9 protein-coding genes are annotated in these 12,782 nt (G+C 37.2%); 1 reads left to right on the top strand and 8 read right to left on the bottom strand.

What is annotated here, in order from left to right:
- Nucleotides 1–649: 649 nt before the first annotated feature.
- From O0550_RS12225 to O0550_RS12205, 5 genes are all read right to left on the bottom strand, one after another.
- Nucleotides 650–1,054 (bottom strand): hypothetical protein, encoded by a 405-nt coding sequence (locus O0550_RS12225; RefSeq protein ID WP_258426430.1) that lies wholly within the window; start codon nt 1,052–1,054, stop codon nt 650–652.
- Between the two features lie 14 nt (nt 1,055–1,068).
- The gene (locus O0550_RS12220) at nt 1,069–2,160 is read right to left on the bottom strand and encodes an N-acetylmuramoyl-L-alanine amidase (RefSeq protein WP_258426429.1); all 1,092 of its coding nucleotides are present in this window, start codon (nt 2,158–2,160) and stop codon (nt 1,069–1,071) included.
- Nucleotides 2,161–2,310: 150 nt separating this feature from the next.
- Nucleotides 2,311–3,246, bottom strand: a complete 936-nt coding sequence (locus O0550_RS12215) for a DUF5050 domain-containing protein (RefSeq protein WP_035318742.1) — start codon at nt 3,244–3,246, stop codon at nt 2,311–2,313.
- 54 nt (nt 3,247–3,300) lie between these two features.
- On the bottom strand, nt 3,301–3,948 hold the full coding sequence (locus O0550_RS12210) for a M23 family metallopeptidase (protein ID WP_258426428.1): 648 nt from the start codon (nt 3,946–3,948) through the stop codon (nt 3,301–3,303).
- A 1,141-nt stretch (nt 3,949–5,089) separates the two neighbouring features.
- Nucleotides 5,090–6,478 carry a DNA-binding protein gene (locus tag O0550_RS12205; protein WP_121473381.1) on the bottom strand — a complete coding sequence of 463 codons (1,389 nt, stop codon included), beginning with the start codon at nt 6,476–6,478 and terminating at the stop codon, nt 5,090–5,092.
- A 132-nt stretch (nt 6,479–6,610) separates the two neighbouring features.
- Between O0550_RS12205 and O0550_RS12200 the strand changes: the two genes are divergently transcribed.
- Entirely contained in the window at nt 6,611–7,903 is a 1,293-nt protein-coding gene (locus tag O0550_RS12200) for an MFS transporter (RefSeq protein WP_309304380.1), read from the top strand.
- Between the two features lie 493 nt (nt 7,904–8,396).
- On the opposite strand, the gene fabG is transcribed toward O0550_RS12200, so the two are convergent.
- The 3 genes from fabG to O0550_RS12185 form a co-directional block, all read right to left on the bottom strand.
- Complete coding sequence (gene fabG / locus O0550_RS12195; protein WP_258426426.1) at nt 8,397–9,176, bottom strand: 3-oxoacyl-ACP reductase FabG; 780 nt, start codon at nt 9,174–9,176, stop codon at nt 8,397–8,399.
- 564 nt (nt 9,177–9,740) lie between these two features.
- The gene (locus tag O0550_RS12190; RefSeq protein ID WP_258426425.1) at nt 9,741–11,027 is read right to left on the bottom strand and encodes a DHHW family protein; all 1,287 of its coding nucleotides are present in this window, start codon (nt 11,025–11,027) and stop codon (nt 9,741–9,743) included.
- Between the two features lie 21 nt (nt 11,028–11,048).
- On the bottom strand, nt 11,049–12,455 hold the full coding sequence (locus O0550_RS12185; RefSeq protein WP_258426424.1) for an MBOAT family O-acyltransferase: 1,407 nt from the start codon (nt 12,453–12,455) through the stop codon (nt 11,049–11,051).
- Nucleotides 12,456–12,782: the final 327 nt, after the last annotated feature.

Raw genomic sequence — 12,782 nt, 5'->3', positions numbered from 1 at the left:
CTTCCTAGAAATATACTGTCTAAGTACTCTATTTTTTCTTTAGATAAGATATTCATACCTCTATCCCCGTTTTAAAATTAGAATCAATAAAGCGAACCATTAAACTCCTGATTAACTCACGTTCTGTATTTGTCTTTTCTGCCTTATGCAATAGCTCCGTCAACAGCAGAATTGAAGATTTTTTAAGCCCTAAACATTTGCATTCTGATGTGTTTCCACATCTAGTTATTCTGTTTGACTCTGCCAATTACGGTATGTCCCTTGGTTCGCTAAGTGGTACTTACTCTAAAAAGTATGTTAGAGGACTTATTTATGGTGTAATTCTAGTAAGAAAGTCTTACCTTTTTCAATTAATTGAAGGTAACTATAAATTATTGAGGTAATATTTTATTTTTTTATTATTCAAGCTGTATATCATGGTGACAGGAGACTATTCACCACAGAAATTCAGGGATACCTTCCTATTCTAACACCAGCTAATTTTTTTAATAGCGTTGCTGGTCGGAGCGACTGATCCCGAAAAATTGAATAGAAAGGTGTGAAGTGAATACCACATTAGAATCATTACGGTCGTTAACCAACGTTAGTAATAAAACCGGTTACACCCTTAACGTGGTGAAAACCGGTTTCTTATAACTTCCTATTTGTTCTATTGTTCTCTAGTAACCTTTGTAATTAACCATTCTTCGTTATATTTAGTCATAGTTAAGTTTTCGGTGTAATTTGTTGGTTGCTCGTTTTCTTTTGGAGATGAGCTAACGGTTACAACCAAACTATATTCATTATCGGAAATTTTTTCGATTTTCGTATCTACGATATGATCAAGATGTTGATCTTTAAAGATGTTGAGGTGATCTTCTTCAACATCTTTCTTTGCTTCTTCCCCGGTTACTTTCATGAGTAACTCTTTATCACCTTTATACTCTGCTTCAATGTATTGAACAGCTAAATTCTTTAGAGTGGATTCGACATTTTGACTCATAGTAGATTGATTTCCACATGCTGCAAGTAACAAAAAAGAAAGCAATAAGGTAATAAACGGAATTAGCTTCATTTTAATTTCCTCCTTTAATCAAACCACCAGTCTTTTACTCCTCTATAAATCTTATTAGCAATCTCATCCTGTCCTGAGTTTGACTTCAAATATTTCAAATCAGAACTATTGGATATAAAACCTGTTTCAGTCAAAATTGCGGGCATTTTAGTTCCACGTAAAACGGCCAAGTTACGGTTGTCTTCGTATGGAGATTTATAGTCGCGTAGGACATCGATAACTCTGTTGTGGACAAAATCGGCAGCCTCTCTACTTAATTTAATATGATGATTGTTAGGATATATTACAGTGGTTCCTTTAACACTGGAATTTGAACTGGAATTGATATGTACACTAATGAAAATATCTGCTTTTTTTTCATTAGCAAGTGCATATCGTTTATCAAGATCAATATACTTGTCTGTTGTGCGAGTCATATATACGGTGGCATTTAATCTATCTTCGAGATAATCTCTGAGTTTTTTTGCGATCTCAAGATTCAAATCAGCCTCTTCCGTTCCGTCGCTTCCTATTGATCCAGGGTCTTTTCCACCATGACCGGGATCAATAACTATGACTGGATCAGCATCTGGCTCATTTCTCATAGGAGACACTTTTTGTTTCTTATTTTTTTCTTTAACCTCAGGATTTGGACGTTCAAAAGGAACTGAGAAATCGTACATATCAAGATATCCTATTGGTGCACCATCAATTAAAAATTCTACTTCTTTGATATCGTCAAACTGATAAGCAGTTCCCAATAATGAGTCAAGAATAAACCCAACATTGTGGTTGTTTGTCAAGTTATCCTGAAACTCTTGATTCAGATCAATCGTAAGCTTTTCCCCATCAAAGTCTAGGTTATTTATATCGGTTCCCTTTGGAATCTCGCTAAATTCCTCACTGTTTTCATAATTGCCTGATAATAATTCGTGCAAAGCAAATGAAACTTTTTCTTTAGTACTGTTTGCGTCCTTAGGAATATCAATTTTTATCGTTCGATCTAGACCATTCGAATTTTTTAACACGATTATACCTTTTGGTTCTTCTTTTAGAGCAAATGCACTTTGACCTACAACTCCAAAGAGTAATAAGCATGTAAGAGTGGAGGCAAGGATTCTACGCAATACAAACAACTCCTTTAAACAAATTTTGATAAAAATTGTTACACTAATGTAGGGCTTGTACTAAGATCGAGAAGAATGACTTCTTCTTTTCAAAATTTTTACATCTAATACATAATAATTATATTCAAACTGTTTATCTTACCTTTAGGTTTATTTAACTTCCTGTTTGTTCGTTCCGTCTGTTTTAACACGGTGAAGATTTGCTTTTTGCCTACCTTCCCAATAAAAAACCCATCCTTTTGCGATATTAAGCCGCTCTACAGTATCATCTAAAATCTTTGTTTTGTTGGTACCATCTATCCTAATTTTATATAATTTGTTGTGGTCCATGTCATTGCTGTAATAGATCCATTCATTATCCACAACAACCGAATTAATGGAATCATCAGTTAGTTTTGTGCTTTTTGTTCCATCTATCTTCATCTTATATAATTTGAACTTATCCCGCCCATTGGCGAAATACAACCATCCATCCGAATAGCTAAGGAAGTTTACACGGTTATCACTGATTTTCTCTTTACTGCTCCCATCATTCTTTATACGATAAAAGGCACTATCATCGTTTCCATTACGATAGAAAACATATGGTTCTAATACCAATAGTTGCTCCGAATAATCATCGGTAATTTTTTGTTTACCAGACCCATCCGTTTTCATTCTATACATCACAGGCGTATACCCGGAATAGTCCGAGTAATAGATCCAATCATCTACCACGTTGATATAACCTGATGGTTCCTTTGTTAATTGGGTTTTGGAAGTGCCATCCGTTTTCATCTTATACATCATAGCGTTTTTATCTAATGCTCGATAATAAATCCAATCATCTACGACATTGAGATCATAAGCTTGATCATCTGTGATTTTTGTAGGATTTGATCCATCTGCCTTCATCTTGTACAACTTATTTTGATCATTCGTGTTAGCATAATAAATCCAATCATCTGAACTTGAACTAATGAACCCCATGTTCGTAATATTACCAACAGTATTTCCCATCGATTGATTACTTACATTTGTGCTAGCGCATCCAGAAAGGTTTGTAGCAAATAGGATCATCACAATGAATGAGCTTATTATTCTCATGGTTCCCTCCTAAAAATAATTTCCCCTTGAGGTGCCAAGGGGAATTTGTATTACCTACTGATCGGATGTTTCTTCACTGTATAGTTCATTGTACGGGTTAGGTACAAAGCCATCTTCATCTACAGTTGATTGGACATCTAAACTTCTTGGTTGCTCCACATAGTTTAGAGGGTCTACAGGTACTGATTTATTTGATCTATCAGGTTCCTTCGAAGATTCTCGTGTTTCAAAATGCAGGTGGACCCCTGTTACTTCACCGGTTTCTCCCATCAAGCCCAATTTTGTTCCTTTTGAAACTTCCTCATCTACATCTACGATAGGCTTTTTGTGCATATGTGCATACCTTGTTTGAACCCAATCATTTTTTCTAAGTTTGTGGTTTATATAGACTACATTTCCGTAGCTACTAGACTCTTCAGAACGAATCACTGTTCCCCGATAAGCTGCTACGATTTTGTCTCCTGGAACCCCTCTTTTCACAGGAGCGATGTTAAGTCCAGCATGCAACACTCTCTTCCCTGTTAAAGGATCTTTTCGATATCCGAAGTCACTGTTAATTTTGCTGGAATCTGGAACTGGCCACTTGAATGGATACGTACCAGGATCTTCTCTGTTAGGTTCGACTTTAGCATGTGCGGAAGAAATGACTGTGAGAATAGACGCAACTGCAAGGATACTTGCAATAAGTTTTTTCTTTTTCATATTCAGAACAACCTCTCCTAATAAATATTACCAACAATGATATTTTTTGTAAATATTTTGCGAAAATTATTATCTAAATCAAATTGAGATAACTACACAAAGAAACACACTTCTGACTACCACCCCAGAACTCTGTGAAAATAAGCTATTTCCTCTTTAGGGGTGGTAGTCACATCTAATTTTTTTGAGTAAAGGTTCTGAGAATTTCTGTGAATCGCAACCACGCTGTGTTAAAATAGAGATGTATTTAATGTTTTGTTATCGGACGTTCCTCGCTGGCCGGCTGGGAACGTCCTTTTATCTTTCATTGATCATCACCTCCTCCAAGGCTCTTTTAAATTCTCTCTCCTGTTGGTGTGATGTTTGATTTTTGTTTTGAGATTTGACTGCTGACTTTTGAAAGCCAAAAGGTTTCTGAGGATTGTTTTTATTCTGTAAACAATCTATAGGGTCTGAGTCACTCCACGCTAGCATATTATTTCCTCCTATTCAGATTTTTCTCATCGTCTCTCTGAATATCTTTACTTAGTTTGACTGAGTGCATAAGCAAGGAAGGGAATAGCTGAAAAATGGCTATTTCAAAAGGGTTTTGTAGTTTTCCGTAGAGCTTATTCTACGTTGACAGCTACTTTATTGTTTTCATGATTTTTAAATTGCAACGAGATACTTCAAGATCGTCATTCTGTGATAAAGTGGTAGCACAATGTAGTGATTGGAAAGAGGACCCGTTCCTGTACTGAGGGAATGAGGATTGTCCTTTTCGATTTCAAGCTCGTTATTAATATCCCTCTCCTTATTAACCAATATTTACTAATTAAACTATACATCAGCTTTCATCAAAACCCTGACTGAGAAAAATGTATAAAAAGTTAACGCGATAAAAATGGTTTAATACTTATATTAATCTTTTATCGGAACCAGACATCAAAATAACATAAAAAAACGTTTATACGGAGGTCTCTAAACATCCGTATAAACGTCATAACAGGTGCAAGCGCTATATGATTAAGGGACATATATTATGTTTAACCAAAAAACGGAAGGTGAATAAGAATAACTTGGCTCCTTCCACACTTAATACGATTACCCACCTACACCATGTTGATAAGCTATAATTGCCATGATAGCTACATGAAATCCACTAATTAATCTGGTTGACACGGCTAACGAAAATAAAGGTTTCTTCATCCTCACAACCTCCATCCATAATTTTTTGAAAGTAATCTATTTGTTGATCTGATGCATAATCTTTATATTTCCAAAACAATTTCAAAGAACGTTTATACTCCTCATGATGATTGGCGATATCAGCTAAAGCTATACACCTTAATATATCATCTATCCCTGTTCCAATGCGAGAATTTTCAAATTCATACTTAGATTTGTGATACCTGAATTGCAGATATCTACTAACATTTATAGGATCTCTGTAGGAATCAAAACTAATGATTGAGTCAGAAAAACGCTCAAGAATGTCATCTATTGAAAATTTAAATATATTAGCAGATTGCACAATAGTTATTAGTGCAGGTAATATTTCTTCTGAATGATTTTCAAGAAAATCTACATAGTCGGTCAAAATATTTATATTCCCCGATAATAAATCTAGAGTGTATAAATTTGCTTTGCCCCAGACGGAGAACTTTTCTACTTCTCTCTTTCCCACATCATCTAATAATTTAAACCAACTTAAATCCGCGTATCCTTGAAGATATTTTTTAGATTTTTCATATTGTCCTTGCATTTCAAGAGCTACACTTTTCAATAAATATCCTTGCCCATAATATACAACGAGATGTCGATCGATTGTAAGTGGTTCAATGATATTATTATTACTCTTTCTCAATTCATCATTGTAAACAGCTTCTGCCAATTCCCTTAATTCATCTGCATATGTCTCAACTTCTTTCCATCTGTGTAATGTAAAACAAATAGTAGATAATTGTAATAATGCATCTAATTGAAATCTCTCTGGCACGCGTTTTCGAAAAGGATGGAATTGAATAATCGCTTTCCAGTTCTCTTCTGCATTCTTCCCCAGATAAACTCTAAATAATTTGTAGTGGCTGATAGCTAAACGTTCAGAATGACTGTCTTTTTCATGTTCAGTTATAATCTGATAAAAGAAAGCAGACTCTTTCTTTTTTCCATTGTCAAACAATGATTCAGCAACAGAAAACAAAATATCAATGTTCTTTTGATCTTCCAGTAACCTTGGCATAACTAAATTTATGCAGTTAAATTTACTTAGCTCTGAACATCTTATTAAGTATGACACCATCTTATGACGTATTACTTTCTCATTAGAAAAACATTCATCCACGTACAATGGATAAAACCATCCATCACCATATCCAAATGCCCTCGTAATTCGATCAAGTTGTTGTATGGGTATAGGGCGATTTTTTTTTAAAAAGGTACTCAAATTTCCTGTCTTTATATCTGCTAACTTACTTAGCTGTGTGAGATTAAAACCGAATAACATCATGCTCCTTTCAATTTCAGAGCGTAACGTTTTTATTGAACCCATTTTAAAAATCCCCACCTATTGATATAATTGTAATATTTTTTTATTTTAACTTATAATACCAATTATTAGTAATATATGTTATAAAAAAGGTGGAAAGATTATAAATAATAAACATTTAAAAGATTAAGCATTATGAAAGGAAAAAACATGATTACACGATCTTTTTATTACTTATTGGGGACTCAGACGCTTTCAAATATAGCTGATATTATTTATTTGATGGGTCTGATATCCTTAGTATTAAACAGCACTGATTCGCTACTGATAACTATTTTTGTTCCCTTATTCCGATTCTTCTCAAAAACGTTGAGTGGTTTATTGGCACCACTGATACTCTCAAGGTACAGATTACCTGGAATCCTACTTTTTTCGCAATTCGGACAGTTCTTTCTGTTTGCTTTGCTGTTATTTTATCTTTGGATGGTTCCAGAGGAGCGCTCATATACTATCGTTTTTCTCATTGTATTTGGAATGTCCTTTCTGGATGGGTGGACTAATCCAGTGCGTAATGCCCTTGTGCCCCGCTTAGCATTGGGGGAAGGATTGATGAAAGCAAATGGTTTCATTTCCGTAAGTGATCATATTGTAAAATGCGCAGGGTGGGCTCTAAGTGGGGTAATTGTTGTTTTGATTGGCTCGCAATCTACGCTCACGTTAGCGTTGGTCTGTTACTTTATAGCGATGGTGTTTACAGCTTTTATTAAAGATCCTCTGGACATGAATTCAGAAAAGAAAAAACAGCTTGATAAAGAGGAAAATGTAACTGGAACGGACAAAACTACTGAGGAAAAAGAGTCATTTTGGAATGATTTTTCAGAAGGTTGGAAAATCATTGGACATAACCGACGTATTCGTACACTTACCATCATTGATACATTGGACACCATTGGGGGAACAGCCTGGATTGGCGTGTTTGTATTGGCTTTTGTTAAGCAAGTCCTGAATCGTGATGAGATTTGGTTAGGCATCATGAACGGCTCTTTTTTTGCCGGGTCAATTGTAGGGGGTATCCTTGTAGTGGCCTTGGTAAAGCGGCTACAAAAGCGCAGTTTTCTCTTCATGTTACTTGGATTTATCGTATATATCCTACTAGCTGTGTTTTTTGCATGTAATACACACCCTCTACTTGCCCTCGTTCTCATGACATTAACTGGACCACCAATAGAAATAGCTGCTGTAATAAGAAGGACTCTTTTTCAGCAGAGTATAACTGCTCTTCAGTTGCCCAAAGTATTGGCTGCGTTGGATGTTATGGTCAATCTTACATTTGGTGTTTCTTTATTAATGTTGGGATGGTTCGCTGATCGATTCGGTATAGCCAATTTGTATCTTTTAGCTGCACTTCTGACGACAGTAGCTGTTATTGTTGGTTTCTTTAATCGTAATACATTTAGTAAAACAGAAGAATTACAAGAGGCTACGTAAGATAAATTCGTACAATTTAATAATAATGATATCATTGGGAGTCCCTTCAATATTAGTTGTTACTGGCATTGAAGGGACAACACAAACAAAAATCCTTCATTATTTTTGATGAAATACTAAAATTGGACATAGCTTCGCTAGACTCCTGTATCATCCTCTACCGGTTTTCGAACCAGTTTGAGAAAGTTCATACCGTGGTGGTACGTCTTGTCTTAACTGTACTCTCTAAGGATTCGTTAAGTGATAGGGTCTGATTACTATCAGTTGGGCTTATTCTCTCTCTGCATTGAGAGCTTAAGAAGTTCTATAAGCATGAGTCTGATGCGTTTCCACATTCAGTTATACCATTTGACTTTGTCAATTACGGTATGCCTCTTTCTTTTAAGTGATACTTACTCTAAAGAGAATGCTAGAGGACTTATTTATGGTGAATTCTAGCAAGAAAGTCTTGCTTTTCAAGTAATCGAAGATATGGTGTCCTATCGTAATCGAATCAGGTTTGCCCCATCGCTTCCAGACTCTCTGGAATAATCTGACCGCCATCAACGATGATGGTTTGGCCCGTAATATAACCTGCCTCCTTCGAAGCTAAAAAAAGAGCGGCATAAGCGATATCTTCGACGCTTCCGAGCCGCTTGAGCGGGATGGACGCCGTCATCGACTGCAAATAATGATCTCCAAGGCTATCCAAGCCTTCCGTCATTATGTTGCCGGGCATGACGGCGTTAATGGTAATGCTGTAACGCGCGAGCTCGAGCGCCGCACTGCGCATGAATCCAAGCTGAGCGGCTTTGCTTGCGCCGTAGTGCGACCATCCGGCATAGCCAGTAACCGGCCCCGTAATCGAAGAGGTAACAATGATCCGGCCGTATTCCGCCTTCTTCAGAAAGGGCAGGCAGGCTTGAAGGGAAAACAGAGTCCCGCGAGCATTCGTGTTCATCACCTGATCCCAATGCTCGCCGGTCATCTCCTCGATCGGCGCATTCGGAAAAATACCGGCATTGGCGCACAGCACGTCGATCCCCCCGAAAGTACCGGCCGTCTCGCTCGCAACGCACTTCATCGACTCCAAATCGGCGACATTGCCCTGGAAGGCATGAGCAATGCCTCCGTTCTTCCGGATTTCCGCCGCGGTTTCCTCCGCTTTCGTCAGGCTGCGTGCAACGACCGCGACTTTCGCCCCCTGTGTGGCGAAGGTTCTCGCAATTCCTTTGCCGATTCCTTTGCTGGCTCCGGTCACTACGACCGTCTTATCCTTCAGTGGTGTCAGCATTCAGTAACACTCCCATCATATGTTAAATAAGTTATATTTTACTATTTGTTGGATTTCTTATCATCGTACTACAAATCCAAACGTGGAGGCAACTTGCTGAGCAGCCTTTTTTCATCTAGCGAAGGAACTGCACTGTACCACGGATTTGACTTAAAATAAGGTTTGGATCGCTAATGTCGAGATCCCTTGTAAGTGTTTTGTACCCTTGTTCACCGCTCAAATAAAGCCGTACGGTTGAGCGATATCATATCTTTAGTATTGAAAAAACGCCCGGATTTGAAGTTTCGAACGCACAGCACGATTCTCAATCCATTTTCCCATCAATGAAATCTCCTCCTCTGACGGGAATGAATAATCTAAATGACTCATTCATCATGCTGAAGATAATGCTAAGGTATGTTATAGATGGCCAAACCAAATAAGCCTTTCCCTATTTTTATTGGAAGGCTTATTTGTAAATCAGCGATTTTAGTTTTATTATACCTGAGCTGCTTTATTACCATTAAACCGAAAAACATATCCCAAATGATAATCTTACCCAATCCCCAACAGCATGATCTTTATCTACTCCCCTGTCCTTTTTTCAAATTGATAATTGTCACTGAATAGATTGTCATCATGGCAAGCGATGATAAGGATATCGTATTTCTCATTAGCCAAAATCTTTTTCAAGCTGAAATCCGAATAGTAGCGATTGTCTAAAACGGTTAGTTTGTTAAAATGCTGTGCCAGATACGGCGTAATTGGATTCATGTAAGAATCTTTTATCAACAGGACCTTTAATTGATTATTGGCTTTTGGATTTTCATAAGCGATTTTTCGTTTGTCCCCACCATATAGGATCTTATAAGAATAATCGCTTTGATCATGTTTGAAACGATAAAAATCATGAAAGTTCGTGATAACTTCTTTGCCGTCCGTGCTAATTGCCTCAAAATTCTTAAATGTAAACGGCATTTTTGGTTCATAAATCGGCGTTCTATCTGCATTTTTCGGATTTACAGCATAATTGATTTGAGTATTGTAACTACCTTTGAAGTTACCGGTTGTTAATGTAGAAACATTGAATTCATGTAAGGACATTGGCTTGCCTTCAAATTTGGAGGACTTCTTAGATAGCTGCGTAATCATTTCCTGATAAGCTATGAAAGCGCCTTTGATATTCCAATGATGGTCGGTTTCGAAGTAAAGCTCTTCCAACTGCGCCTTTGTAAAGGTATCGAACTTTTCTCCCACGTTAATCACGTTTACATCTTTGTCGAGTTTAGACAAGAAATACTCTTTCGATTGAGCATAAGCGTCGGTTTGAAAATATTTCGGATATAAATGCATCAACGCTTTGGTCCTTGACGGATTAAAGACAAAGTATGCTTCTGTTTTTTGATTTTTGGCGAATGTAACCGCGTCGTTCAATTTTGCCGTCGCAGCGTCGATTTCACTCTTATGAACGACCTTGTTGGGAATTGGCAAAATCCATTTATTGTTTGTCACTACAAGCTTGGACACGATGCGTGAATTTTTTATTTTTGTTCCGTCTTCGGGTTTCCGCGGCTTGTTGGCCTCAAACAAGTTTTCGAATAGCATGGAATTAAAGATCTCTGAATTTTGCTGATTTTGGTAGATTCTAATCATTTCATTGCGAAAAACAATTTGGTCATTCCAATACTGATTTATTTTTTCGAAAAAATTGCCTGTTGTAATGGCTGCGAGGCTGATCTCCGGAAATTTACTCAACGTCCGATTTTCGATGTCGGAAATCTCTTTATCTGGAGAAATGAAGGTAACAATTGCGAAACCATAAATAATAGCTAAAAATATGACCATATAAACGATTGAAATATGTTTATTCACTTCGATACTCCTTTTGAAAAATTAAAATCTAAAATATAAGAAAGGGTTATACGTAGAATTAATAAGATACAAAATCACTTCTGTAAAAAGGAAAAAGTTGAACAGCATTCCAAAAACGGTTTGTACTTTTGTCATCGACTTACTCCATTGCAATTTTTGTAGCTTCGGATATATCGGCGTGGCAACAATCATCGCAATGACAAAGTAGAACCAATTGGAAGATAACAACGAAAGTGCCAGAGAATCGAATATTTCGTTACCCCGGGTATAGAACAGGGAAGCAATGAATTCTGTTGCATATCCAAAATTGTCAGCGCGGAAAAACACCCATCCTATCATGACAAGCAGCAACACAACAACATGGTTTAACGGATAAATCTTGGAAAGCATCTTTTCAAGACCAGCTTTTTCTAAAGCGATTAGGATTCCGTAGTATGTCCCCCATGCAATGAAAGTCCAACTGGCTCCGTGCCAGAAACCGGTTAGCGTCCACACGATAAATAAATTGCGATAGACTTTCCAAGGAGCAACTTTGTTTCCGCCAAGCGGGATATAAACATAATCTCTGAACCAACTGCCAAGAGAGATATGCCAGCGTCTCCAGAACTCGGAAATGCTCTTAGAAATGTACGGATAATGAAAGTTTTCTGCGAACTCGAATCCAAACATTTTACCTAACCCGATAGCCATGTCGCTGTAGCCTGAGAAGTCAAAATAGATTTGTAAGGTATAAGCGATAATACCAATCCAAGCGCTTCCAGTTGAAAGGTCCATTGCAGAAGTGGTGAACACGGTGTCTGCAACGGACCCAAGAGGGTTGGCTAAGAGTACTTTTTTAGACAGGCCTAGAATGAAACGCTTAATTCCCTCGGCGAATTGTATGGAAGAAAAAACGCGTTTGCTAAGTTGTTCAGCGACGGCATTATAGCGAATAATGGGACCTGCTACAAGCTGCGGGAAAAATGTAATGTACAGCGCCAAGCTGAAGAGATTTCGTTGCGCTCTTTCTTTTTTTCTGTATATATCAATCAAATAACTGAGAGCATGGAACGTATAAAAAGAAATTCCTATAGGCAAAGGTACAGGGTCCAAATGAAGATTGGTTTGAAATGCGGCATTGATTACATCAACAAAGAAGTTGGCGTATTTAAAGTAGCCGAGAAGTCCGATATTAACAACGATTGCAAACGTTAAAATCCAGACTCTCTTTTTCGCGTGATTTTCCGATTTATCAATCCAAATCCCATACCCATAGTTAATGAGAATGGATAATACCATGAGAAGCACATACCTCGGTTCGCCCCAGGCATAGAAGACTAAACTGAATAGTAAAAGAATCGTATTTTTTAATTTGAACGGAACAGAGAAATACAGCATAAGAACAAGCGGTAAAAAGCAAAACAAAAATATGACTGAACTAAAGACCAAAACAAACTTCCTCTCTATGTTGTTATTTTGTGTAATGTAATCAGAATTAACAGAGTAAAATGTCTACGGGTAAGTAACCTCTCTCTTTCTGCTCATTCTATAATAGGTTATTCCTAGATGTTTGCAAACCTGAGACAAATTTGTCCACGATGGCATGTCTTTTGTGAAAGTTCATAATCAGTTCCATATCTTGTTTTACCTGTGATGGTTTTAAGGGAGTAAGGTTAGCGAATTGGACTTAGAGATTAAAGGAAAAAAGCTGATCCTGAAAATAAGCATTATAAAACAAACGCCCGAATCTTCAAATTCGGGCGTTTGTTGATATTA

Source organism: Brevibacillus halotolerans, assembly GCF_026891775.1.
Lineage (GTDB): Bacteria > Bacillota > Bacilli > Brevibacillales > Brevibacillaceae > Brevibacillus_B > Brevibacillus_B halotolerans.
This window is presented reverse-complemented; position numbering and strand designations above follow the sequence as displayed.